The sequence below is a fragment of the Brevibacillus sp. AG genome, assembly GCF_028369215.1.
Classification (GTDB): domain Bacteria; phylum Bacillota; class Bacilli; order Brevibacillales; family Brevibacillaceae; genus Brevibacillus; species Brevibacillus porteri.
The window spans coordinates 288,004-313,181 of the sequence record NZ_JAQMYO010000003.1 but is presented as its reverse complement, the minus strand read 5'-3'; the positions used below and the strand labels follow the sequence as shown (position 1 = coordinate 313,181).

Sequence of the window (25,178 nt, the reverse complement as noted above, 5' to 3'; positions counted from 1 at the left end):
CCAACGCTGTCCATGAATAGTGTGTATATATAGCTCAATAAGGATATGGGGTGGGAGAATAGTGGGCACGATTCATATTGTAACAGCCGTTAATGATGGTTTTGCTATCCATCTCGCAGTCATGTTATATTCCCTTTTTGAAAATAAAGTTTCTAAAAACCCAGTCACCGTTCACGTTATTGACAGTCAAGTCTCAGGGAAAAATAAATCCATCTTAACGAAAACTGTGAAACGATTCCATGCTCAAATCAAATATGTAACTATTGATCCGACCCTATATGATGGATTCCTCGTCCGTGATCATCTTACGCAGGAAACCTATCATCGAATTTCTATTCCAGACCTCTTGGACAAAGAAGTTGAAAAAGTGATTTATTTGGACAGTGATATCGTTATTAAAGAAGACATCACTCCATTATGGAACACCAATGTTGATCATTACTTACTTGCAGCTGTGAAGGATTCTTGGCAAGGGGTAAACAAATTAAGACATGCCGATCTGGCTATTCCGGATGACTGTGATTACTTTAATGCGGGAGTATTAGTCATGAATTTGAAAAAATGGAGAGAGCATAACATCACGAACAAGATTTTGGATTACATGAAAAAGAACCAAAGTCTTATTCGTTATCCCAGTCAAGATCCGATGAATGCGATTCTTCATGATAATTGGCTCCAACTCGATACAAAGTGGAATTATCAGTCCAAGCATCTTTATAAAAGCAACCTGCGAATAGATCCGGCGATTATTCACTACACAGGGGAAGATAGCAAACCGTGGCTGAGTAAAAAGCACCCGCTTCGAGAGGAATATTTTAAATATCTCAAAAAAGTACAGAAGTTGAACTCCTTGTAGGCATCGGGCCTTCCAAATTAAATAAAACGGATGGAAATCCCTTCACATGGAGAAATGATGGCTGGAGGGATTTTTGTGTTTCTGAAATCCTTGGAATATAAAGGTTTACCTGCAATACAAAACATCTTCGTATAAAATATTGAACAAATTATGAAATATTTGGAATTTAACCATTTTCACCAACCATCTGATCTATAATAAAATGGAAACAATTTCTAATTAGGTATTCTTTTGGAGGTGGAGTGAGTGGCACGCGTATTGTATGTTACGATTCCAGCAGATGGTCACGTGAATCCTACATTGGGATTAGTGAAGCAGTTAGTCGACAACGGAGAAGAAGTCGTCTATATGTGTTCAGAAGAATATCGGGATAGGCTTGCCCAGACTGGGGCGCAATTCCGCGCTTATCAATTGGATGAACCAGTATTTCGTGATTTAGGTTTTAACCCAACAGAATTCAAACACCCGCTTCATTTCACCGATTTTATGCTCCGAGGCATTATTGAACTCCACATTCCAGAGATTCTCCGGCAGATCGAAACCGATTCATTTGATTACCTCATTTTCGACTCCTTATTCGGCTGGGGAGGGGCAATTTTAGGGGAGAAGTTAGGAATCCCGACGATCTGCTCCGTAACCAACCTGGCTTTTGCTGAACCGCTCAGCCAGATTGTAGAAGTATTTGATGCAAGTGATGTAGATGTGAATGCACTTTATGAACGAGTGACGCAGACTGCACAAAGCATTGCTCGTATATGCAACGTACCCGTACCTGCCATTGAAGATATTACCCGCCAGTTTGGGGACATGAAGATTGTCTTTACCAGCCGTGAATTCCAGCCAGATGCTGACAAGCTGGACGATAGTTACATTTTCACAGGACCTTCGATTACATCGCGTCCGGATGCTCCTTCTTTTCCGTTTGAAAAGCTTCGCTCGCCACACGATAAGGTCGTATACATTTCTATGGGCAGTATTTTGACCAAAGATGTGGAATTGTACAAACTGTGCTTTGCAGCCTTTCAAGATATCCCGGCTCAATTCGTACTGTCTTGCGGAAGAGACACAGAGCTGGAGTCGTTCGGAGACCATATTCCGCCCAACTTCATCGTTGAGCCGTACGTTCCTCAACTGGAAGTGCTCCAGCAAGCCGATGCTTTTATTACACATGCTGGCATGAACAGTACGAGTGAGGCTCTCTATTTTCATGTGCCACTCGTCATGATTCCATTAAGCTCTGATCAACCGATTGTGGCGAAGCGGGTGGAGGAGCTGGGAGCGGGAATTATGTTAGATAGAGGGCAGCTTACACCGACAGCTTTGAAGGATGCTTTGCTGCAAGTGTTGAACGAATCGACCTATAAAGAGCGTGCGATGCAGGTAGGGGATTCCTTGCGTAACGCTGGCGGATACAAAGAAGCTGCAAGACGTATCATGGAGATGTTCGTGCCTGATTAAAAATGAAAAGCTTCTTGCCTCCTTAATCATGAGAGGCGAGAAGCTTTTTCCTATAACTTTTTCCATATATTGAAATTGAGCCATTCCTCTTGAAGCACGTCTTGGCCATTGAGGTTAAGCAATGGGCCGAACCACAGCTTGAAATCCTTGTTCTTGTCAAAATGCTCCGCTGGAACCAAAATGACCAGCATGCTTTCCACACTTTCACCTGCTTTTAACTCGTCCTTGACTGTGGGGGTCAATCCGTTCGCGGCTTTTACAGTGGCTTTGGAATCGGGCAAATCAAGCGTCGCCTGCAAGCTGCTGACTTTAACCGTTTGCGCCGAGGTATTATCGATTCGGTATTTGGCTGTCAGGGCGACAATCCCTTTATCGCTGAACCCTTGAAAAGACTTAACGTAAGCAGGTTCAATCGTCAGCTTTGCCCATTGATACCCTTGCAGTGTAATTTTGATGTTGTCATACTGATCGCTCTTGTTTGGCTTGAAGGTAAAGAGTACTTGTTTTTTGGCTATTTTTTTGGTGGTGAGAAAATCAGTATAAGGCGGTTCAGGAGGCTGAGGTTTCGCGGGGTTACCATCCGCGAGCAAAAAGTCTCGACCTCCGATGCGCAGCATTTTGGGACTTGGCTGTTCAGGCAGGAAAAATAGGAGCTTTTTCGTTTTGCCATCCTTATAGGTTAGAGAGAGAGTATAATTTACGATCTGATAGGTTCCGGATGCTTTGGACTCTGATCCGACGCTAGTAGAAGTGCCCGAATTATCTCCTGTACTGGAACCATCTGTGGTGACGCCCACGATGCTGTTGTCCAAAAAGGTACCGTCTTTATTGAATACATAGGTGATCGAGCTTGCGTATCCGGTGCCAAGAACGTTGGAGGAATAGCTGAAAGACTCGTACTTGCCCTGAAGCTTCAGCCCAGTGGAGGGGGCATATTTGATGAATTTTCCACCGTTGATCTCCAGTTCGTTTGCTGATTTGACCTTGAACGTATACGATTTTCCGTTACTGAGCGTGAGTTTGTTCCCTTTGATTTGATAGGTCAAACATGTATTTTTACTGCAATTGAGTGCATCTATTCCGCCATCTGGGAATGTTGTTGCCACCTGCTTATCGTTGATGAAGTAAAAATACTCCCAGCACAACGAGGAGCATCCTCTTGCTCCGCCCACATCCATTTCCCATTTTGCATAAAAGCCTTTTGGTGCGATTTTGGCTGCGGCTACAACATTTGTGTTTGTGGATGCTTCAGATCCCTTGCCCTGTGCCCCTTCTACAGATGGTACAAAGAGCAACAGTATGGCAGAGATCATCATTGCGCTGATCACCCAAAGGGATATTTTCTTCTTCCTGACTGCTAACAATAGGCAACCCTCCATTTTCCTCTCGATGGATAGAAGACAGGTGAACTGGCGAAATTTCGTTCATTTTATTCATGGGATGACGGGAATAGACCTAGTTTCGAGGAATTTATATGTGATCAGGTGGTGTTATTCGTGTGACGTAGTGTCATAATAGAAGGATGATAGTCAGAAGGAGATAGATTCGATTGAATAATACTGAAATCAAAAATGAGTTTCCCCTAAACTTTGAGGAATTAAAGAAAGCTGCTAATCGAACATCAAATTGGAGAGAGCGCTTAGAGGCTGTTGAAGAATTAGGGCAGTGGAAGCATGAGCAAACGATTCAATTACTGAAGCGTATCGTGGAAAATGATACGGTGTACAAAGTGCAAGAGACTGCTTTTCATAAACTGAAAGCCTTTGGGGAAGGTGTTCGATTACCTGCTCAGAAAAAAGGCGACTTGATCAAAGGAGCAACGAAAGCCTTGGTAAGAATTAAGAAAAGCTTGCCAAAAGGCCATACGTTTGAGGAGTTCAAAGAGAAACTGCAAAAAATGAGAAGCGATATATATGATACGTACGAGGGTGAAAAAGGTGCTGATTTTGATCAGTGGCTAGAAAGCACATGGGCCTCGTTATAGAAAGAACAGTAGACATGGAATGAGTTGCAAAGGAAGGGGATCACGCCCCTTCTTTTTGTTTTTCTGGTTTCAACGAAATGTAAGAATTACCGATATAAGTAAAGCGGTGCAATGATTGCGAAATTCTTTCACAGGGAGTAATGACATGACAATTCCAGATCATGTAACATTTGAATGCTGCACAGAGAAAATAGATATTCGAGATATCCAAGAAGTTGAAGCTGCCTTGGGGATGCGATTTCCCAAAGATTTCGTAGAGTGTATGCTTGAGAATAATGAGGGAGCTCCTAATCCCTGCGGCTTTGATTACGGGGAAGTAGAAGGGAAAGTATTTAATACATTCTATAGCCTTAGTAGTAAGGTTGGGAGATACTATATTCTAACAGCATATGAGGATGTTAAGGAATGTCTACCTGACGGAGTATTTCCTATTGGATACGATGCTAGCGGTGGTCAAATTTGCTTCGACTATACTAACGGAAAGAATGAAAAACCAATTGTTGTATTTGTAAACCACGAGTTTATTGTTACAAAGGAAGACCTTTCTGAAGATGAACTAGAAGAAAAATCTCTAGAAGAATGGCAAAGAGAAGCCATCACCCCAGTCGCCTCATCGTTTACAGACTTTTTATCGAAGTTGTATTAATGAAAATACATTAACTAAGGAAAAGCCTCGCGGATATGTATCACTCACGAGGCTTTTGCTTCTTATTTCAAATCCTTACCTACTTTAATCACATACATCTGTGTCGGATTGCTATTAATTTTAATTTTGCCCTTCTCGTCATAGCCATCCACACCGAAATCATTATCATTCACAATGGCAATCGTGTTTTTATCCACAATCGCCAAGCCTTCCAGCTTTTCATGCGGGTAGTTCAGCTTGGCTACATCCACCAGCAATTCCTTGGAAATCGGCACAATTCCTTTCTCTTTCACTTGGGCAACGGTGAGTTTTTCGAAGTCCTGCTCACTTGTTGACGTACCGAGTAAATTGGTTGCTTTTGAAAAATCAGCCTTGTAAATACGCTTAAGCTGTGCGTTTGCACCGGCATTTTTGTCTCGCTCGTCAATGAGTAAAACATCCTGACTGAGTGCAGCCAAGTCGCTGATGACGACGTCTTTTTGTTTCACTTTCACGAAGTCTTTCGCGTTTTCTGCGATGTACATGTACTCGCCTACTACTTTTTTGGTGGCGAGATCCATCTTTAAAATGCGCAAATTACGGGAAGCTTCGCCTGTCTTTTTATCAGGGAGTGCCATCGGACTTTGGATCGAAGTATACAAGAACTTGCCGTCTGGCGAGATGGTGACACCTTCGAAGCCACGGTTTGCAATGCGCTTGGAATAGACGGCTGGCAGCGTATCAAATATCTCTATCTGTGCGCCTGCTGCAAGCAAGGCTTCTTTGGCGCCCTTTGGTACATAGCGGCCCAGGATTGTGCCGTCACGCTTTACTTGAATGATGGATGGGCGATATTCGTCGGATAACCAAAAAGTATCGTCGATCGGGTTGTAAGCGATGCCTTCCAAATCCAAACCGTCTGGATCGTAACTAAGCTTTTTAGTTCCCATTACATCGTAAGGAACTTCATCAGGGCCAGCGAGGTTCGGCAATCCACTAATATAAGTAGTCTTCGTAAAAGGGTTGATCTTGCCCTGTGGCAAACGCAGCTTGATGGTTTCCAAAACGTGAATGTTCCCGTTTTCTACTTTTATTTTGTACATGCGTGGTGTGTAGTTTTGGTCAGGGAACGTACGCAGCTCGTCCTTGCCGTATTGCCCATTTGGTCCACGGTCAGCCAGTGTATAAAAGATAGAAGGAGGATCGTTAGGAAGATGCACCAGACCAGAGAAGCCGCCTTCCTTAATACCTTCAGTGAGAGCAGGGGGGGTTTTCCATTCATGAATTTCTGCTACTACTGGTGCTCCCGTTACATTTTGAGTTGCACCTGCTCCTTGTGTGCCGATCAAGGAAAGAGTCGCAATTGTTGCGACCAGCAAGCTTTTCTTTTGAAAAAGAATCTTCATCATATCCCTCCGAATGAAAAAACGACGTAATGAATCACTTTTGTTAGACTACCCAATCTATATTGGGAAAATATGAAGCTAAAATGATGGTTTTGTAAAAAATGCCAACGAACCAATAAATTCTGAATAATCATAAAACTAAATTGACACACGCTCTTTTGATCTTATAAAATGCAAGGAAGGATTGAGGACTAGCTATAGCTGAGGAGAGATGAGCATGTCATTGACAGAACAGACAAAGAAGGGATATTTCGGTGAGTTCGGAGGAAGCTTTGTACCTCCACAATTACAGGAAGTATTGGACTATTTGGCTGAACAATTTGAAAGGTATAAAGATGACGAGGAATTTATCGAAGAGTACAAGTATTATCTGAAAGAATATATCGGTCGGGAAAATCCGTTGACGTTTGCTCGCCATTTAACTGCAAAACTCGGCGGTGCCAAAATTTATCTAAAGCGGGAAGATTTAAACCATACGGGTGCCCACAAGATCAATAATGTCATCGGTCAAATCCTTCTGGCAAAACGAATGGGTGCACAGCGTATTATTGCCGAGACAGGTGCAGGACAGCATGGAGTTGCTACCGCGACTGTTTGCGCGATGTTTGGCATGGATTGCGTGATCTATATGGGAGCGGAGGATACGAAAAGACAAGCCTTAAATGTGTTTCGGATGGAGCTTTTAGGGGCAAAAGTGATTGCGGTGTCCAAAGGGCAAGGAAGATTGAAGGATGCGGTTGATGAAGCGCTGAATGATTTGGTTGAAAACTATCAGAACACGTTCTATCTATTGGGATCTGCGGTTGGTCCGCATCCGTTCCCCACGATGGTAAAGTATTTTCAAGCGATTATCAGTGAAGAATCCAAGCGACAAATCTTAGAAAAAGAAGGTCGGTTGCCTGATGCGGTCATCGCTGCTGTTGGCGGTGGCAGCAATGCGATTGGGGCTTTTGCCCATTATATTGAGGAACCATCCGTACGTCTGATTGGTGTTGAGCCTGATCAGGCACCTACCTTGACCCAAGGGGTTCCAGCCGTCATTCACGGTTTTAAATGCCTCGTATTGCTGGATGAAAATGGAGAGCCTCAAAAAACGTATTCGATTGCGGCTGGATTGGACTATCCTGGAATTGGTCCAGAGCACAGCCAGCTAAAAGTCAGTGGACGAGCGGAATATGATACGGTGACGAATGAAGAAGTGTTGGCGGCTTTTCAAGAACTGTCCAGAACAGAAGGGATCATTCCCGCCTTGGAAAGCGCACATGCCATTGCTTATGCCTTGCAGTTGGCCCCCACTCTTTCACCAGAGCAGATCCTGATTGTTAACCTTTCAGGACGAGGTGACAAAGACGTAGAGCAAGTTTTCCATCTGTTAAACAAATAAAGTGACATAGAGGCTATCGCGAAAGTAGATTTTTTACTGGAGGATAGTCTCTTTTTCGTTCTTCAGTTGTGTTGTTCATAATGGTTATATATTTTTTAGTGAAACTTTAGTATTATTTTTTGAAGGGTTCCAAATAATAGTGGTTTCATTGTACTTCTTACAAGTTCATGTATGAGATTGGAGATAATAATGATGAAGAAAAACATTTACTTTAACCATGATGGCGGCGTTGATGATTTAATTTCTTTATTTTTGCTGCTCCAAATGGACAATGTGAATCTGACAGGGGTATCTGTCATTCCAGCGGATTGCTACTTGGAACCAGCGATGTTTGCCAGCCGGAAAATCATTGATCGTTTCGGTAAAGGCGGTCTGGATGTAGCAGAGTCCAATTCCCGCGGGAAAAATCCTTTTCCAAAGGACTGGCGCATGCATGCCTTTTATGTAGACGCACTGCCCTTGCTCAATGAATCAGGAGAAGTGATTACGCCAGTAGCGGACAAGCCTGCGCATCTGCACATTATTGAAACGCTGCGTGCTACGGAAGGAAAAACGACCTTGTTGTTTACTGGGCCTTTGACTGACCTTGCGCGTGCATTGGATATCGATCCGACCATCGAAGAAAAAGTAGAGCGTCTGGTGTGGATGGGCGGAACATTCCGTGAAGAAGGAAACGTGCATGAGCCTGAGCACGATGGAACCGCAGAGTGGAACGTATTCTGGGACCCGGAAGCGGCTGCTCGCGTATGGGAAAGCGGAATGGAGATTGAATTGGTCGCACTGGAGAGCACGAACCAAGTCCCACTGACACTGGATGTTCGTGAGCGCTGGGCAAAAGCACGCAAGTATATCGGTGTGGATTTCTTGGGTCAATGCTATGCAATGGTACCGCCGCTTGTACATTTCTCGACCAACTCGACTTACTACCTGTGGGATGTATTAACCACAGCATTTGTTGGCAATAGTGATCTTGTAAAGGTACAAACGGTTAACAGCATCGTGATTACAGAAGGGGCAAGCCAAGGCCGAACTGTTGAGACGGCTGGTGGACGCCCTGTACATGTGGTTTATGACGTAGATCGTGATGCATTTTTTGATTACATAACAGAATTAGCGAAAAAAGCGAACTAGAACAAAGCAAGTCATCTTAGATATCGACACAGCTGGCGATAAGGAAAGGATACGTTCATGCAATACATTTGGGGAGTTCTCGGCATCCTGGGAATTTTTTTAATAGCCTTTGCGTTTTCGAAAAATCGGAGAGCGATCAATCCGAGAACGGTCATTGGTGCGTTTGCGATTCAGTTTATTTTTGCTTTGATCGTACTGAAATGGGATTTTGGGAAAAAGCTTCTGGAGTACTTGGCGTCGATTGTTCAAAGCATGATTGATTCGACGAATGCCGGAATTCAGTTCTTGTTTGGCGGGATACTCGGTGCACAGAACGCAGGCTTTACGTTTGCCCTGCAAGTATTGCCAATCATTATCTTCTTCTCTTCCTTGATTTCGGTTCTGTATTATCTCGGAATCATGCAGTGGGCGACGAAAATCATCGGTGGATTTTTGTCTCGGGTGCTCAAAACGAGCGAGACCGAATCCATGTCAGCCTCTGCAAATATTTTCTTGGGTCCTATTGAGGCGCCACTTGTCGTAAGGCCTTATATTGAGAAAATGACCAAGTCCGAGCTGTTTGCTGTAATGACAGGCGGACTGGCGTGCGTTTCGGGTTCGGTTATCGGTGGGTATGCGATGCTTGGTGTTCCGATTGAATATTTGCTAGCCGCAGCATTCATGGGAGCGCCGGGTGGTCTGTTGCTTGCGAAAATGATGATGCCGGAGACAGAACAGCCACACAGAGTGGAACATGTGGAAGTAATGAAAGATACGGAGTCTAGAAACGTCATTGACGCGGCAGCTCGTGGAGCTTCGGACGGGCTAAAAGTAGCTGCTGGTGTCGGTGCGTTGTTGCTCGCATTTATTTCGTTGATTTTCTTGCTGAACTCGATTATTGGTTGGCTTGGCGGGTTAGTGGGAGTAGAAGCGTTGACGCTCGAGCATATTTTAGGCTACCTGTTCGCGCCGATTGCCTTTATGATCGGGGTTCCATGGGAGGAAGCGCTAAAAGCTGGTTCTTTCATCGGGCAAAAGATTGTCCTCAACGAATTTGTCGCGTACACGGCTTTTGCACCTGAGATCGCGAATTTGTCGCAAAAAAGCGTTGTGATCATCAGCTTCGCCCTTTGCGGCTTTGCCAATTTGGCTGCGCTGGCTATGGTCATTGGCGGCTTGGGCGGCTTTGCTCCGTCAAGAAGATCAGACCTTGCGGAGATGGGCTTACGTGCAGTAGTTGCGGCAACCTTGGCGAATCTGTTGAGCGCAGCGATTGCGGGGATGCTCATTTAGATGAATCAGTAGAAAGAAGTACGAGGGCTGGAGTAATCCATGCCCTCGTTTTTTTGTACTACTCGAAGTTAGTACTACTCGCTTTTTGATGCAGGTATGGAGGCAAGCTTCCATACCTTTTTTCTATGGGGTGGATAAGGAGGAAAAAGAGTCATGTTGGAAAAATTAAGAAGTTAGGTAATCTCAAAAGATGGAGCTGAAATCATGAACGTTGACGTACTTTTTAACCAGTTTCCCATTTTAAAATCAGATCGTTTCACCTTGAAGAAAATCGAAGAGCAGCATTTGGATGAAGTATTTGAAATTTACAGTAATGATCATGTATTTGCCTATTGCGGCATTATCCCCAAGCATAATAAAGCGACAGTGAAAAGCATGATTGGGCATTTTGAGAGAGACTATTTGAAAAAAACGAGGATCAAATGGGGGATATTCGCCAATGATAACCCCGATCACTTGCTTGGCATTATGGAAGCTTTCGACTTTCATCAAAAGGTAAACATGGTGACGATTGGCTACTTCTTGTCCGAAGCGCATTGGGGAAAAGGGATTGCGACGGAAGCGGTAAACCTATTGCTCCACTTTTTGTTCATGGATGTCAACGTCAACCGAATACAGGCAGAAGTGATGCCTCCGAATGAGAACTCCAAGAAAGTATTGATGAAGAGTGGCTTTATGAAAGAAGGAACACTCAGACAAGCAACGCTATGGTCGGGAAAAGGAATCGTGGATGTAGAGATTTATGGAATGCTAAAAGAGGACTATGAAAAAGGAAAGGGATGAATGTTGCCCATTCACCAGAATACACCGTTACCCGTAAAAGCCCTCCTATGTTACTATGATGGGTATGATCAATCATAGGCATCTGGAATGGGGAAAACATCTTGAAAACATTTAAGAAAGTCTATATAGAAATCACCAGTGTTTGCAATCTCGCCTGTACCTTTTGTCCGCCAACGGAGCGCAGTAAAAGTTTTATTAAAGTAGAAGACTTTGCGAAAAGGCTGGATGAGATCAAACCGCACACCGATTACATTTATTTGCACGTCAAAGGGGAACCGCTTCTCCATCCCAAAATTGATGAGCTGCTCGATATCAGTCATGAGAAAGGCTTCAAGGTCAATATCACCACAAATGGTACGCTGATCGCGAAAAATCGGCATAAATTGCTGGGCAAGCCTGCGCTCCGGCAAATGAACTTCTCGCTTCACAGCTTTGACGGACATATCGGCTCAACCGACCGCGAAGGGTATTTGCGCGAGATTCTTTCCTTTGTTCGGGAAGCTCAGGAGCATCAAGTGATTTTTTCTTTCCGTCTGTGGAACTTGACGCAGGATAACGCCACGAACATTCAAAAGAGTAGAAACCGCCAGACGCTTGAAATGATTGAAAAAGAATTTGGGCTGGACTATCGAATTGAAGAAAAAGTAATGCCGGGCAGCGGGGTAAAAATCGATGACCGCGTTTATTTGAATCAAGATTACGAATTCCAGTGGCCGAGTCTGACAGCGCCTGAGGATGATGGAAAAGGCTTTTGCCATGGCCTACGCACGCAAGCGGCGATTCTGGAAAATGGAACAGTTGTGCCTTGCTGTCTCGATGGAGAAGGGGTTATTAATCTAGGGAATATCAATCAGACCTCTTTCACTGATATTGTGGATGGCGAGCGGGCCAATCATCTGGTAGAAGGATTTTCTCGCAGGGAAGCTGTCGAGGAATTATGCAGAAGATGTGGGTACCGCCAGAGGTTTGGAGCGTAGCAAAAGCAAAACGTCCGAGTCAAATGATTCGGACGTTTCTTCATTATTAGAAGGACACTACTAACAACGGCGGTGACGGCGACAACGGAAGAAACAGAAACGACAGCGGCGACGACGGCGACGGAAGAAGGAACAAAAACGGCAGCGACGACGACGACGACGGCGGCGACCACAACCACAACGATCATGGTCACTGTCAAAATCTTCGTCCACGTCTCTATCGAAATCCCTTTCTATGTCTGTGTCACAATCTTTTTCAATCTCGTGTTTTTTTTCTCGATCATTACAACCACAAGACATACATCCACCTCCTTAGCGTTCATACAATATTTTATGAATGCCGCTTGGACATGACTGGACGAACTATAGGGGAAATAAGCTTGTTTTCAGACGCGGAAAAGTGGCGAATGCCGCTATCCTCCCACAAAGTCATGGGCAAAAGTGATGTAAAAACAAAAAAATAGCGGATCTCATAGCTAAAAGGAGCTAATGAGAACCACTATCTTTTTTTCTATGCCCTATAGGCCAAGTTAGACTGAACGTAAAAAGCCCTCAGCTATGTGAGGGCTTGTAGCCTGTATTACTTTGCAGATGTATCGCTGGAGTCTGTATCTTGGTCGGATTCTTTAGAGGCTTGAATGTCGTCAATGATGACGATTTTGCCTTCTTCTTGCCATTTTACTTCCGCGTTCAGCTGTTCACTGATAAAGCGCAGAGGCAGGAATACACGTCCATTTTTCAGTACAGGTGCAGTGTCCAGAGAAATGGTTTTCCCGTCTACAGTTGCTTCTTTTTTATCGAGGTACAGCGTGATAGATTTTTCGCCACGCGTGATTTCGACGGTACGAGTCTCTGGCTTCCAGTTCACTTCCGCTTTCAATGCGGAGCTGATGGCACGCACAGGCACCAAAGCTCTTCCACCTTGTACATACGGAGCCACATCCGCTTTTACCTGTTTTCCATCTACGAATGCTTTCACTTCTGTCGAGCCAGTATTTTCAAGGAGTTCTCCAAGCTTTTTGAATGGTGTGTGATCTCCTTTTTGGTACGTGCGCTGAAGAAGCTCAAGCTGTACGTCCAAAGCTCCCTGTTTGTCAGTGGTTTTTTCTAGTTCAGCTACCAGCTGCTCGTATTTCGCTTTTTGATCTTCCGTGATTTCAGCCGCATGCTTGAGCTCTTGGCGAAGCTCGATCAGCTGTTTTTTCAATTTTACGTCTTTGATGTTGGTTTCTGTGCTAGCTTCGGTTGAGTCCTCATCGTCGCTATCAGTATCGGTATCAGATTCTTTGACAGAAGTATCTTTCGATTTATCTTTTGCTTCTGCCTTTACTTCGGGCTTGCCGTTCCCATTTCCTTTGCTCTCCTGGTCAGCAGCCAGAGCAGCAGGTACACTTGTTGCGAGTAGAATAGCAACCAACGAAGTAGATATAGCTTTTTTCATTGAATCTTCCTCCTTCTAGGTGTAAGTCTCATGAACTCGACATTCCAGACGGAGGAAAATATGAATATGTTGCATAGGTTTTGAGGAAATATTTTTATTTGTACGAATGATTACCTTTCAGTATCACCCCTTCCAAATTCTGTATTTTCCTCGCACGCCCGATCATCATTCCAAGAATCGCAACAAGTATCCCCGAGACGATAAACAGAAAACCAATCCCTCTGCCAGGCCCCGTTCCGATGATGTGCCCGACCGTTTGCCCAAGCAATCGATCTGGATCAAACAACGGATTGAATACATGATCCGCCAAAAATCCTGCCGATCCAAATGCCAGTACGAACCCGATTTGCGAAATAGCCGTGATCATCGACCATACTCTGCCTTGCCGTTCATTCTCGACATTCGTTCGGATGAGAACCTCGAGGCTCGTGTTTACAAAGGGAAGCGTGATGAAAAAGAGGAAGCCAAAAACCATAATCAGCCAAACGGAGGTGAACACGCCCATCAGGGCAAAAAACAACCCAGCAAGTACGAGAGAGAAGGACAGCATGATCACCTTGCTCTTACCCATACCGAAGAGTCCGATCAAAAGGCTACTGACGAGCATGCCCGATGCAGATGCAGAGAGAGCAATACCGAGCGTCTTGGAATCAGTTAATGTCAGCATCATAGGCCCAAAAAGCGATTGCAGCAGTCCGATGTAAAAGCACACGACGGACATTAACAAAACTAACGAGAAAACCCCTTTCTTTGAAAGGAGATAGCGGAAGGCTTCAGACATTTCGAGAAAAAAGCTTTGTCTTTCCTGTTTCTGGGGAGTGGCAGCGTGTTTCATAATCATTAACACGGCGCCGACAGCTAGAAGGAAGGTCATCATATCGATGAGTAAGACGAGTTGGATATCAAAAGCACTGAGAAGAAACCCAGCAACCAGTGGAGAAATAAGATATTGAGCGGAACTTGCCAGTTGGATGAGCCCGCTTGCCTGTGAGTACATCTCTTCCGAAACCAGATCAGATACGGCTGCTTTAAAGGCTGGGTTTAGGATGGCGGCAGAGATCGAGCTGATGCCGACGCCCAAATAGATGTGCCATAATTCCATACGCCCGGACAGCATGACAAGCAAGATGAACAAGATACCAGCTATGGAACCAATATCGCCAATGATCATCATTTTTTTGCGGTCAAATCTGTCTGCCAGCACCCCGCTAAAGGGAAGTAAAAGGAAGGAGGGGAGAAAAGAGCAGAGAATGATGAACGAATAGCTCGTGGTAGATTGGGTCTGTTGAAAAACAAAGACACCCAAGGCAAAAGCGGTAAGTCCACTTCCGATAGCTGATAAAAGCTGCCCTGACCAAATGATCAGGAATCTACGAAAGGCTTTATCATGAGCGATCATTGTCTTTCCTCCTTTTCATCCATCACAGAAACGAGAAGGACCCCGGCGCAGCTCCTAGTGACCTTTCAATAATCACCTGCATGGCTTGTAATCGTTTTGTCTGCTCCTCATGCTCCCAATGAAAAATGCCTGATTCCAACAAAAATTGTGAGCCAGCGAGGAGAAACTGAACGGTCTCCAAGGCATTTTCCACATGAAAGACATCTTCTTGATTTCCTTGTTCAATGACTTGTGCAAGGACAGGGGCAACTTTCAAGATAATGGCGATGTTCAGACGCTCGTGAAGCTCTCTGTTTTCAGGGCGATGCAAGCTTTCCATCCATTCGGCTTGCTTGTCGATGGGTTGGCTTTGACTGCGCAGCATCTGGCGAACCTTCTCCATGATACTTAAGGTAGAGTCATCTGCGATTTTTTTATATTCTTCGCAAAGTGTATCGACCATGGACTGGACAAATGCTTCGAGGATTTCTTCCTTCGATTTGAAGTAGTAATAAAAGGTTCCTTTCGCTACGCCCACCTTTTGAATGATCGCATCCACGGTTGTATGGACATAACCCTGATTTCGAAATAGCTCCCCGGCGGCTTCCAATATTTCTGCTCGCCGTGTTGTGGGGTCTTTTACGATTCTTTTCATCGGCGCCTCCTTCGATTGTCAGTAAGTGGTTGGATACAGATTACCATATGACTGACCGTCAGTCTATAAACACTTGAAAGAAAAGAGGAGGGTAAGTCTCCTCTGTTAGGTATTAGGAATTTAGTAAGATGATGGCAAACGTTTGTTATAATTTCTCGGCGATAATCGTGAAGGTTTTCGGGATTCCTTTGTCAAAAACTTCCGAGGAAAGGTTCGGGAGCTCTTCCAGCGTTTTTAGGCACAGCCCTTTGCTTGCAATAGCCGTTACAATTTCCCCTAATGTCCAATTGCGTAACAATACTTTTGATTCAGTGTCATTCATCCCGTTTGAAAGGAATTTGGAGAAAGCAATGTCCTTTTCCTCAAGCGAGGTGTCGAAATAATCGCCTGTTACTTTATGTTTGCGGATAGTAGCAGTCGTTCCGCGTGAGGAGATGAGTTTTGTGGATACCGGATGGAAATCTTGGAGGACGAGCACGCCGCCTTTTCGCAGGAGCGAGTTGACCACCTGGAATAATTCGGTTAAGTCCAAAAAGTAATGAAGAATACCGAATTCCATAAAAACGAGATCATACTCACCAGACAATGCATCTGGAGGTAGCTGCAATACATCCGAAACGATGTAAGTCAGGTCAACGTCGGCAGCTGCAGCCAGTTCTTTGGCGTACTGCTCATTCTCATAAGAGAAATCGGCGATGGTCACGTCGGCACCTAGCAAGGCAAGCGCAACGGCTTTGTTTCCATTTGAACCGAGTAAATTGATAATCTTTTTGCCGCGAATATCCCCCATGTGCTCATAGACTTTACCGATTCGCTTTTGGGGGTCTTCTTTAATTTTGACCGCTGCCTCAACAGGTGTTCCAAAGCGTTTCAGCCACGCTTGATATGCCCCAGTGTTCCAAGCCGTTTTATTTAGTTGTGCTGTTTCCACAAATTCCCCTCCATAGAGTATTCCATTCAAAAAATTGGCCCAGGTATGTTGGTTACGAGGGCTCAGGTAATTTATCATACTGACACAGCTCATTCGTGTCTATATATTTTCGAAGTGTTAATTTTTCCATGTGTGACGTGAAAGTGAGAACAATTGGTGACGAGATTCTACAATTGTGAAGCAAAGCGGGACAGTGGTAATATTGGGAAAAATAGATACGTCCGCTCTTTATGCGGTCGAGGGTTTGTTCGACAGGAGGCAAGCTGCTTTGAAAATCAAAGTGTTGATCGCAGACGACAATTCGTTTATACGCGAAGGCATGAAAATCATCCTGACGAGCTTCGAGGAGTTTGAAGTAGTCGGGAGTGTGGAGGATGGGGTCGAGGCGGTGACGTTTTGTAAACAGAACGAGGTAGACGTCGCGCTCTTGGACGTTCGGATGCCGAACATGAATGGAGTGGAAGCGACTCGTGTGCTGACTGCCGAGACTACGGTCAAACCGCTCATTTTGACCACATTCGACGATGACGAATTTGTCCTCGAAGCCATTCAAGCGGGGGCACGCGGTTATTTATTGAAAAACAATGATCCCAACCGCATTCGAGATGCCATCAAGAGCGTCTATAACAACCATCATGTGCTGCAGGATGTCGTCCTGGATAAGATCAAAATGAACCTGAATACAGGGAAGAACGCTACGGATACCGTGTCCGCTACTGCTCCTTCCAAAACGAAAGCAGCCAACCCTACCGAAAGCAAAATCAACCAAAGCTTATTTACGGAACGGGAGCTCGATGTCATGAAGCAGATCGCCAAGGGACTATCGAACAAAGAAATCGCGAAGAAGCTGTATATTTCCGAGGGGACAGTTGCGAATTACATAACTTCCATCTTCAATAAAACAGCGCTTGAACACCGCACGCAGATCGCCATCTATTATTTGACGGGCGAAACGAACATGTCTGATTGAAAGGAGGTCACAACCGATGGCGTTATGGACAATGGCGAATAAGACAGCGGTGCTTGGTTTTATCATCGTGACTTCTTTTCTTGCTCATCCCACTTCTGAAGTTGACCCGTGGCAAATTCTCGTGTACTTGTTGTATCTGGCTATCAATCTTACTATTCTCATTTTGAAACAGATGAATCATAAGCAATGGTTTGTTTGGCTATCCCTCATGTTTGTGATAACGAGTGGACTCGTGCTGGATCCGTTGTTTATGCTGCTCTTGCCAATCAACGTTTTAGAGCTAGCTTTTTTGGCAGGTAAGCAGCGGGTAGTCGTATTTCTCTGTATGTTGTTGCCTTTGTTCATGGTGCCATCTGAATGGGTGCCCTTGTATTTATTAACGGCCTTTCTTAGCTTTTTGCTGTATAGGTGTGGCAACAGGCTAACGGACAAGCTCGGCAGGTTAGAAGCTGAACGGGAGAAGCTGAGAGAGGATTTGCAAAGCTTGACCCGCTCCTTAAACGAAAGCAGTGAATACTTCCTCCAGTCGACTCACACGATTCAACTGGAGGAGCGCAATCGCCTTTCTCAACAAATTCACGACGATGTGGGACATGCAGTTGCAGGTGCACTGATACAAATGGAAGCGTCGCGACTGCTGATGGCGACTGATCAGGACAAGGCATCCGAGCTGCTCCGCAATGCGATCACGATATCGAAGGAAGGGCTGGAGCGAATCAGAGTGACACTCAAGGAAGTAAAGCCACGGCCGGAGGAGCTGGGAATCAATCGACTCCGGTCGTTTGTCGATGAGCTGTCTGCCAGAGAGACAGTGACAGCCACGCTTACGTTTGCCGGGGACATCGACGTCATTACACCGCTTCAGTGGAAAATCATCCAGCAAAATGCGACGGAAGCGGTCACGAACTCACTCAAATATGCGAAGGCGACAGTGATTTCCCTAGAGGTACGGGTGCTGAATACATTCATAAAAGCAGTGGTCACAGACAATGGCGCCGGCGCAGAAAAGATTGTAAAAGGGCTTGGCATTCTCGGGATGGAGGAGAGAGCTGCTTCCGCTGGTGGAACGATGATTGTAGACGGTACGCACGGCTTTAGCGTGACCACTCTCTTGCCTTATCGCAACGAATGAAAAAGATCATGAGAAACAACATGAGAATTCTCATGTGCCAAGGGATGAACTTATGCACTGACATAGGGGCATCCTTTTTTATTACAATGCAGACATAGCCACGAAGGGAGTGAGTGATGTGAGTCATGTATTGGAAATTCGTCAGTTAACGAAAAAATTCGGTGATTTCGTCGCCGTCGACAATATGTCTCTGAATGTGCGTGAAGGAGAAATCTTTGGGTTCTTGGGGGCCAACGGAGCGGGAAAGAGCACGACCATCAACATGATCGCCTCCCTGTTGCGCGTAACAAAGGGTGAGATTACCCTGCTGGGAAAAAACATTGAGAAACACAGCAAATTCGCCAAAATGAACATCGGTATCGTACCACAAGATATCGCCATCTACGAGGATATGACTGCCTATGAAAACGTGAGGTTTTTTGCTGGCTTGTACGGACTGCGTGGATCACTGCTTCGCGAACGGACGGAAGAGGCGCTTGAATTCGTAGGTCTCGGTGACAAATCTACTAGCTTTCCCAAAAACTTCTCTGGCGGGATGAAGCGTCGGTTAAACATCGCTTGCGCCATTGCCCATCGGCCGAAGCTGATCATCATGGACGAACCTACTGTCGGGATTGACCCTCATTCGCGCAATTATATCTTGAATTCGGTACGCAAGCTCAACGACATGGGCTGCACGATCATTTATACGAGCCATTACATGGAGGAAGTTGAAGAAATCTGCACCCGTATTGCCATCGTCGACCATGGAAAAGTCATCGCGGAAGGATCGAAGGAGGAGCTAAAAGCGATTATTACCGACGCGAAGGAAATTTGGATTGGCGTCCGAGCAGATGAACCGTTAAACCTCGAAGGTATTAAGGCGATTCCTGGTGTGAATGCAGTGCTTCAAGAAGAGAATACGATCAAAATCGTATCGAAAACGGAGATCAACAACCTGAACCGGATCATTCAACAATTAATCAAGGACCAGGTAGAAATCCGCTCCATTGAAGAGCAAGCGCCGAATCTGGAGACTGTGTTCTTGACCTTAACCGGTCGAAACTTGCGAGACTAGAGGAGGGACTTTGCCATGAATATATGGAGTATCGCTGTAAAAGAAATCAAGTCCAGCCTTCGCGAAAAGAGAACGTTTATGTTTATGCTAGCACTTCCCATCATCTTGATGCTGATTTTAGGTTCCGCCCTTTCCAATGCATTCGATGATACGAGGACCGTAGGAGACATGCGCTTGCTGTATAAAAGCAACGGGACGAATGCGCAAATGTCTACGGCATGGAACACGTTTATAAAAGCATTGAGTGATAAAGGAGTGGAGGTCGCTCCAGTAAGTTCAGGCATGGATGGGCAGGAGGAAGTTCGCACGGATCGCTATACGGGGTACGCAGTCGTCAGTGATACGGGGATTGAGTTTTATGGAAGTAGCAAGAATGCGATAGGAAGCAACATCCTTGCGGGGATGCTAACCGTTTTTGCAGATCGGTACTCGCTCGCATCCGCAGCTTATCAGATAGATCCCAAATCTGCTTCGGCAATCGTCAAGGGTACCGGACAGCGTAGTGATTTTATTCATGAAACGGCCTTGCATGCAAATAAAAAACCAGGAGCAATCGACTATTACGCGATTGCGATGACGACCATGATTGCGCTCTACTCGATGCTTTCTGCGAGTTATTTGTTCACCAAGGAGCGAACGAACAAAACATCCACACGATTAATGGCAGCACCTGTCAGCAAAGGTGCCATTTTTACCGGAAAAATGATCGGCAGTACGTTCGTCAATATGTTTTTCGTACTCGTCGTGTTCTTAGTCAGCAAGTTCGTGTTCCAAGCAGATTGGGGTAACCACTACGGAATGGTTATCCTCGTGCTTTTGACAGAGGTGTTGCTTGCAGTCAGCCTGGGTCTGGGAATTGGCTTTCTTTTCAAAGGGGAAGGAGTACGGGCAATCAACAATATTTTTACGCAAGTCGCCTCCTTTGTAGGCGGTGCCTATTTTCCCGTTGATCAATCAGCTGGTCTCTTCAGCCTCTTGTCCAAAGTCTCTCCCCTTCACTGGGCGAATACAGGTCTGATGCAAATCATCTACACAGACAATCCGAGAGGCGCATGGTTTGCGATTGCGATGAATGTGAGCATTGCCACGGCGTTCATCATCTTTTCTGTTATCACGATGCGCAGACGGGAGGGTGCTTTTGTATGAGTGAGATGCTATGGCTAATTCGGAAAACCCTGATGGAGACGTTTCGCAGTAAAAAAAGCTGGTTTACTTACTTGGGTTTGCCGATCTTAGGTGTTCTGCTGTCTCTTACCCTTTACAGCAATGCAGACAGCGGCACGATCCATGTCGGAATCATCAATCAGGATGGGGACCAGGTGATCACGCAGGACACAATCCGGTTTATCGAGAGATTGAATCATATCAAGGTCACAGTCATCGATGAACAAACGATGCGTGAACAAATCGTTTCTGGTGAGCTGGATAGCGGAATTGTTTTCGAGTCAGGGTATGCTGCTAGTGTTCGAAAAGGGGCGCCAGCATACTTGAATATGGTATCAGTAAAAGGTGAACAGGTTACTGCCTACGTGAAGGCCATGCTGCACAGTTATATCGGCAATCTTGCCGCGATTGGAAAAGCGGCACAAGCGGATGAGGCTAAGTTCACGAAGCTGTATACGGCATACCACGAGCAAAGCTACAAGCTCAATACCGTAGAGCTTCCAGACACCTCGAATGTGACGCGTATGACGAATCAATCGATTGGTTTCCTCATTATGTTCATGATGTTTTCAGCGGTGAACATGTCGGAGATCATTTTAAAAGAAAAAGAAAATCGCACCTTTTTGCGACTGCTTTCTTCGCCGATGTCGGCTAGATCCTATGTATTCTCGAATATTATCGTCAGCATGTTTATTTTGCTGCTGCAAATCATCGTGACCTTGCTCGTCATGAAAAACGTCTTCGGCATAGATGCAGGCGTCTCGTATGTTCAAATGATTCTGCCGTTGTTCGTGTTCGCGCTGGGGGCAATCGCACTTTCTCTGATGATCGTTGCCTTTGCGAAGAGTAGAGCAGGTGCCGGAGCGATTTCCAACCTGATCATTGTACCGACGTGCCTCCTGGCTGGCTGCTTCTTTCCCATGGAAATCATGCCGGACACCGTGCGCAAAATTTCAACATTCTTGCCCCAGCATTGGTTGCTCGATACGGTGAATAAGCTTCAACAAGGCTATAGTCTGGGGAGCTTGTATTTGCACATGGCTATTTTGCTCGCATTCGCGACGGTTTTTGCCTTGATCGCCATTTATCGGTTTGGGCGGAATAACGATAGCAGACAGTTTGTGTGAGAAAAATAGGACTAGGTGAACTGTAATTTGACAAGGGATAATTCGAATCGTGTCGAAAGATGCTTACTATGATAAAGCAAAGCATCCGTAAACGGAGTCATTCAAAAGCACTCATAAGTAAGCATCTTGTGATTCTTCTCTTGTTTTTAGCATTTCTTCTAGGTCTTCGAACGTTCTGGTTTTCGTTTCATGCGTTTCCAGAGCATCCGCCTGTTGTTCAAGGGGTTCTTGATATGCGCGGGTGGGACTTTGAAAATTCCTCGTCTATTTCATTGGATGGGGAATGGGAGTTTTTTCCTGATTCTTTGATCACGCATGAAGAAGTCAAGCAATCATCGAGTTACGAACGACAATACATTCAAGTGCCTGGCAATTGGAGCAGCGCTTTTTCCAGAGACTCTCCGTCAACGTATGGTTATGGAACATACCGTTTACGGATTTTGGTCGATCAACCGCTAAATCAGCCATACACCTTATGGGTTCCGCAAGTGGACGCATCTTCCACCGTAGAGGTTAACGGACAGATATTAGCCAGAGTCGGAGTGCCTGCGACAACAGCGGAAGATTACACACCGCGGAAGCAATCCTTCACGGCTACGTACATTGCAGGTGATGCAAAGGTCATTGAAGTGCTTGTCCGAACGGCTAACTTTCATAATCCAATCGAAGGGGGCATCGTCAGATCGATTTACTTCGGGTCGCAGGCCGCTGTTGACTCCGAACGTTGGTATTCTATCGGCTTCCAGATGACAACCTTCCTCATCTTGTTGCTACATGGTTTGTATGCAGGCATCCTCTACATATTGAATGCCCGTCACAAAGAGTTTCTGGTGTTTTTGCTGTTGCTTTCCTGCGTGGGGATAAAGACTGTGTCCGATTATGACAATCTGCTGTTACTTTGGCTCCCGATCGATTATACATGGGCGGTCAAGGTGGAGGTGCTCGCCTACATATGGCAGCCTTTGCTGATGATATTATTGGTCAGAAGCCTATCTGAACAGGGAGAGAAAGAAGACTCCAAGCCGTTCAGGGCATATCTTTCCGTGCTCAGTCTTTATTCGGCAGTCATCATACTGGGAACGGCACAATGGGTGTATATTTTAGCTGGAACGCCATTTTTGGTCATTATTTATTTCGGCCCGTTGTTGCTATTTGTGTTCAGGATCAGCCGCATGCTCATGGAAAACAAGCATGATGCTGTGTTTTTGCTAATCGCTGCTACGAGTATTTTTTCCAATGTTATATGGTCCGCACTCATGGAATATAAAATCATCGATATCAAGTACGTGTATTATCCGCTCGACCTGATTGCTGCGCTTGTCAGCTTTTCTGCCTATTGGTTCAAGCGATTCTTTCGCAATTCAGAGGAAAAGGCACAGCTAACGGAGCAATTGAAAGAAGCCGACAAGCTCAAAGACCAGTTTCTCGCCCATACCTCTCACGAACTGAGAACGCCATTGCACGGCATCATGAATATCGCCCAGACTGTCGTGAACAATGAAAGGCATGTCATGGGCGGTCGCAGCACGCAGGATATGGAGCTCTTAATCACGATCAGCCGCAGAATGTCGCATTTACTGGACGATTTGCTAGATGTCGTACGGTTGCAGGACAAGCATATCGTGTTGCAGAAGAAGCCGTTGCATATTCAATCGGTTGTTTCCGGCATCATCAGCATGCTCACCTACCTGGTAGAAGGCAAGCCTGTTCAACTGAAAATGGACATACCAGAGTCTATCCCGCCAATCTTGGCAGATGAGAAGCGGCTAGTCCAGATTCTGTTCAATCTTGTTCACAATGCACTGAAATTCACAGAAGAAGGATCTGTCGTCGTTTCTGCTGAGATCGTGGACGGACAGGTGGCGATCTATGTATCCGATACAGGAATCGGGATGGATGAGCAGACCAAGGCACGAATATTTTTGCCGTATGAGCAGGGAGCGCAAGCAACGAACGATGGGGGAGGAATCGGCCTCGGTCTTGCTATTTGTACACAGCTGGTAGATCTGCATGATAGCGAACTGAGAGTCGACTCTGAACCGGGCAAAGGTTCGGTATTTAGCTTCTGGCTGCCCGTGGTTAGTACAGATGAGATGAAGGCAGCAGAGAGCCAATATGTGGAGCAGATGGATAAGAACAATCAAGTGACGGCTAGCAACCAGATGAGGCATAGTGAAGCCCCAGATATCTTGGCTTGTCAGCAAACGGCTGCGCATGCATCTGTTGACAGAAAGGCGAACATATTAGCGATCGATGACGACCCGGTTAACCTAAGGGTGCTGGATCGAATGCTCTCATCCTCACATTACCAAATCACTACGTGCACATCGCCAAGAGACGCGCTCGATCTGCTTTTTACAGAGCAGTGGGACTTGCTTATCATCGATGTCATGATGCCGCATATGTCGGGCTACGAGCTGACGCAAAAGGTCCGGGAGCATTTCTCTGTTTCCGAGCTTCCGATCTTGCTCTTAACGGCACGCAGCCAGTCTGAAGATGTATATACCGGGTATTTGTCTGGTGCGAATGACTATGTATGCAAACCAGTCGATGGCATGGAGCTGAAATATCGCGTCTGGTCGTTGACGACGCTCAAGCAAACAGTCGATGAACGATTGCGCATGGAGGCTGCCTACTTGCAGGCGCAGATTCACCCGCACTTCTTGTTCAACACTCTTAGCTCGATTATGGCATTGAGTGACATTGATACGGAGAAGATGCGTAAACTCGGGGATGCGTTTACCGCCTTCTTGCACATCAGCTTCGACTTTTTGAACACGGGAAAACAAGTCACACTCTCCCATGAGCTAGAGCTCGTCCAAGCCTATCTTTACATTGAAAAGGAACGATTTGGCGAGCGGTTACAGATCGTGTGGGAGGTTGAGCCTGATATCGATCTTCTCATCCCGCCACTGACGATTCAGCCGTTGGTGGAGAATGCAATCAACCATGGTCTTCTTACCCGAATAGAGGGGGGAGCTCTCTATATCCGCATCGTCCGGCAAAAGAACGCCACTCTTTTTGAGGTGAAGGATGACGGTATCGGGATGGAGGAAGCGACTGTGCGGCAAATTCTTGATTTGTCGAAGAAGGAAAGAGGCGGAATCGGAGTATCCAACACGAATCGCAGACTGACGCAAATGTACGGGAAGGGCTTGCGCATCACGAGTAAGCCGGGTGAAGGAACAACGGTGTCCTTTGTTATACCGGATCGGACGCAATAGAGTGAGTTGATGTTTTTAGCACCCTGGATCACTGTTACTGGTGAAGCAGGGTGCTTTTTCGCGTTTTCTATACCTAGGAACGCCGTTCATCCGCCCCTACATTCTGCGGAATTACAATAGTTGCAGTCATAGTCACCAAAACGATTACCATATATGGCACATCTACTGCAATGGTAACAACAAAAAGCCCCACTTGGATTATTCGGATTCAACTCATTACATT

At 45.6% G+C, this 25,178-nt stretch carries 21 protein-coding genes; 15 read left to right on the top strand and 6 right to left on the bottom strand.

The genetic code is table 11. The annotated features are described in order from the left end of the window. The first annotated feature begins 61 nt into the window (after nt 1-61). Nucleotides 62-856 carry a glycosyltransferase family 8 protein gene (locus POF51_RS10405; protein WP_271755351.1) on the top strand — a complete coding sequence of 265 codons (795 nt, stop codon included), beginning with the start codon at nt 62-64 and terminating at the stop codon, nt 854-856. A gap of 246 nt (nt 857-1,102) precedes the next feature. Beyond that, on the top strand, nt 1,103-2,314 hold the full coding sequence (locus tag POF51_RS10400; RefSeq protein WP_069847157.1) for a macrolide family glycosyltransferase: 1,212 nt from the start codon (nt 1,103-1,105) through the stop codon (nt 2,312-2,314). Nucleotides 2,315-2,364: 50 nt separating this feature from the next. Here the strand turns inward: POF51_RS10400 and POF51_RS10395 are convergent, their stop codons facing one another. Beyond that, nucleotides 2,365-3,678, bottom strand: a complete 1,314-nt coding sequence (locus tag POF51_RS10395) for a hypothetical protein (RefSeq protein WP_069847155.1) — start codon at nt 3,676-3,678, stop codon at nt 2,365-2,367. A gap of 185 nt (nt 3,679-3,863) precedes the next feature. Here POF51_RS10395 and POF51_RS10390 point away from each other — a divergent pair, with 185 nt between their 5' ends. Then, nucleotides 3,864-4,298: a HEAT repeat domain-containing protein gene (locus tag POF51_RS10390; protein ID WP_069847153.1), complete on the top strand. Its 435-nt coding sequence runs from the start codon at nt 3,864-3,866 to the stop codon at nt 4,296-4,298. A gap of 145 nt (nt 4,299-4,443) precedes the next feature. Continuing rightward, nucleotides 4,444-4,944 carry an SMI1/KNR4 family protein gene (locus POF51_RS10385; protein ID WP_271755350.1) on the top strand — a complete coding sequence of 167 codons (501 nt, stop codon included), beginning with the start codon at nt 4,444-4,446 and terminating at the stop codon, nt 4,942-4,944. A 62-nt stretch (nt 4,945-5,006) separates the two neighbouring features. Here POF51_RS10385 and POF51_RS10380 read toward each other — a convergent pair whose 3' ends face one another. Beyond that, nucleotides 5,007-6,332, bottom strand: a complete 1,326-nt coding sequence (locus tag POF51_RS10380; RefSeq protein WP_271755349.1) for an esterase-like activity of phytase family protein — start codon at nt 6,330-6,332, stop codon at nt 5,007-5,009. A 214-nt stretch (nt 6,333-6,546) separates the two neighbouring features. Between POF51_RS10380 and trpB the strand changes: the two genes are divergently transcribed. From trpB to POF51_RS10355, 5 genes are all read left to right on the top strand, one after another. Beyond that, the gene (gene trpB, locus POF51_RS10375) at nt 6,547-7,713 is read left to right on the top strand and encodes a tryptophan synthase subunit beta (protein ID WP_069847147.1); all 1,167 of its coding nucleotides are present in this window, start codon (nt 6,547-6,549) and stop codon (nt 7,711-7,713) included. Nucleotides 7,714-7,905: 192 nt separating this feature from the next. Next, nucleotides 7,906-8,844 (top strand): nucleoside hydrolase, encoded by a 939-nt coding sequence (locus POF51_RS10370; RefSeq protein WP_271755390.1) that lies wholly within the window; start codon nt 7,906-7,908, stop codon nt 8,842-8,844. Nucleotides 8,845-8,901: 57 nt separating this feature from the next. Continuing rightward, nucleotides 8,902-10,116 carry a NupC/NupG family nucleoside CNT transporter gene (locus POF51_RS10365; RefSeq protein ID WP_069847143.1) on the top strand — a complete coding sequence of 405 codons (1,215 nt, stop codon included), beginning with the start codon at nt 8,902-8,904 and terminating at the stop codon, nt 10,114-10,116. A 204-nt stretch (nt 10,117-10,320) separates the two neighbouring features. After that, a complete protein-coding gene (locus tag POF51_RS10360; RefSeq protein WP_069847141.1) occupies nt 10,321-10,899 on the top strand; it encodes a GNAT family N-acetyltransferase in 579 nt (192 codons plus the stop codon). 101 nt (nt 10,900-11,000) lie between these two features. Next, nucleotides 11,001-11,876, top strand: coding sequence for a radical SAM/SPASM domain-containing protein (locus tag POF51_RS10355; protein WP_069847138.1), 876 nt, complete (start codon nt 11,001-11,003; stop codon nt 11,874-11,876). A gap of 580 nt (nt 11,877-12,456) precedes the next feature. On the opposite strand, the gene POF51_RS10350 is transcribed toward POF51_RS10355, so the two are convergent. From POF51_RS10350 to POF51_RS10335, 4 genes are all read right to left on the bottom strand, one after another. Next, nucleotides 12,457-13,317 carry a copper amine oxidase N-terminal domain-containing protein gene (locus POF51_RS10350; protein ID WP_271755348.1) on the bottom strand — a complete coding sequence of 287 codons (861 nt, stop codon included), beginning with the start codon at nt 13,315-13,317 and terminating at the stop codon, nt 12,457-12,459. Between the two features lie 94 nt (nt 13,318-13,411). Beyond that, a complete protein-coding gene (locus tag POF51_RS10345) occupies nt 13,412-14,716 on the bottom strand; it encodes an MFS transporter (protein ID WP_069847133.1) in 1,305 nt (434 codons plus the stop codon). Nucleotides 14,717-14,738: 22 nt separating this feature from the next. Then, the gene (locus POF51_RS10340; protein WP_173622656.1) at nt 14,739-15,350 is read right to left on the bottom strand and encodes a TetR/AcrR family transcriptional regulator; all 612 of its coding nucleotides are present in this window, start codon (nt 15,348-15,350) and stop codon (nt 14,739-14,741) included. 145 nt (nt 15,351-15,495) lie between these two features. Next, nucleotides 15,496-16,281: a class I SAM-dependent methyltransferase gene (locus POF51_RS10335; protein ID WP_069847128.1), complete on the bottom strand. Its 786-nt coding sequence runs from the start codon at nt 16,279-16,281 to the stop codon at nt 15,496-15,498. A 268-nt stretch (nt 16,282-16,549) separates the two neighbouring features. Here POF51_RS10335 and POF51_RS10330 point away from each other — a divergent pair, with 268 nt between their 5' ends. From POF51_RS10330 to POF51_RS10305, 6 genes are all read left to right on the top strand, one after another. Further along, nucleotides 16,550-17,251: a response regulator transcription factor gene (locus POF51_RS10330; RefSeq protein ID WP_271755347.1), complete on the top strand. Its 702-nt coding sequence runs from the start codon at nt 16,550-16,552 to the stop codon at nt 17,249-17,251. Between the two features lie 16 nt (nt 17,252-17,267). Continuing rightward, nucleotides 17,268-18,383: a sensor histidine kinase gene (locus POF51_RS10325; protein ID WP_271755346.1), complete on the top strand. Its 1,116-nt coding sequence runs from the start codon at nt 17,268-17,270 to the stop codon at nt 18,381-18,383. A 118-nt stretch (nt 18,384-18,501) separates the two neighbouring features. After that, nucleotides 18,502-19,440 carry an ABC transporter ATP-binding protein gene (locus tag POF51_RS10320; protein WP_069847123.1) on the top strand — a complete coding sequence of 313 codons (939 nt, stop codon included), beginning with the start codon at nt 18,502-18,504 and terminating at the stop codon, nt 19,438-19,440. Between the two features lie 15 nt (nt 19,441-19,455). Next, the gene (locus tag POF51_RS10315) at nt 19,456-20,586 is read left to right on the top strand and encodes an ABC transporter permease (protein ID WP_271755345.1); all 1,131 of its coding nucleotides are present in this window, start codon (nt 19,456-19,458) and stop codon (nt 20,584-20,586) included. Next, nucleotides 20,583-21,731, top strand: coding sequence for an ABC transporter permease (locus POF51_RS10310; protein WP_069847119.1), 1,149 nt, complete (start codon nt 20,583-20,585; stop codon nt 21,729-21,731). Before POF51_RS10315 ends, POF51_RS10310 begins: the two co-directional genes overlap by 4 nt. A gap of 59 nt (nt 21,732-21,790) precedes the next feature. Continuing rightward, a complete protein-coding gene (locus POF51_RS10305) occupies nt 21,791-24,955 on the top strand; it encodes a hybrid sensor histidine kinase/response regulator (RefSeq protein WP_271755344.1) in 3,165 nt (1,054 codons plus the stop codon). Nucleotides 24,956-25,178 lie beyond the last annotated feature (223 nt).

Excerpts from the sequence above, each read along its gene's own strand:
- POF51_RS10315 (WP_271755345.1), top strand. The coding sequence starts at position 19,456 with ATGAATATATGGAGTATCGCTGTAAAAGAAATCAAGTCCAGCCTTCGC.
- POF51_RS10305 (WP_271755344.1), top strand. The coding sequence starts at position 21,791 with ATGCTTACTATGATAAAGCAAAGCATCCGTAAACGGAGTCATTCAAAA.
- POF51_RS10385 (WP_271755350.1), top strand. The coding sequence starts at position 4,444 with ATGACAATTCCAGATCATGTAACATTTGAATGCTGCACAGAGAAAATA.
- POF51_RS10340 (WP_173622656.1), bottom strand. The coding sequence starts at position 15,350 with ATGAAAAGAATCGTAAAAGACCCCACAACACGGCGAGCAGAAATATTG.
- POF51_RS10370 (WP_271755390.1), top strand. The coding sequence starts at position 7,906 with ATGAAGAAAAACATTTACTTTAACCATGATGGCGGCGTTGATGATTTA.
- POF51_RS10325 (WP_271755346.1), top strand. The coding sequence starts at position 17,268 with ATGGCGTTATGGACAATGGCGAATAAGACAGCGGTGCTTGGTTTTATC.
- POF51_RS10365 (WP_069847143.1), top strand. The coding sequence starts at position 8,902 with ATGCAATACATTTGGGGAGTTCTCGGCATCCTGGGAATTTTTTTAATA.
- POF51_RS10360 (WP_069847141.1), top strand. The coding sequence starts at position 10,321 with ATGAACGTTGACGTACTTTTTAACCAGTTTCCCATTTTAAAATCAGAT.
- POF51_RS10350 (WP_271755348.1), bottom strand. The coding sequence starts at position 13,317 with ATGAAAAAAGCTATATCTACTTCGTTGGTTGCTATTCTACTCGCAACA.
- POF51_RS10345 (WP_069847133.1), bottom strand. The coding sequence starts at position 14,716 with ATGATCGCTCATGATAAAGCCTTTCGTAGATTCCTGATCATTTGGTCA.
- trpB (WP_069847147.1), top strand. The coding sequence starts at position 6,547 with ATGTCATTGACAGAACAGACAAAGAAGGGATATTTCGGTGAGTTCGGA.
- POF51_RS10380 (WP_271755349.1), bottom strand. The coding sequence starts at position 6,332 with ATGATGAAGATTCTTTTTCAAAAGAAAAGCTTGCTGGTCGCAACAATT.
- POF51_RS10310 (WP_069847119.1), top strand. The coding sequence starts at position 20,583 with ATGAGTGAGATGCTATGGCTAATTCGGAAAACCCTGATGGAGACGTTT.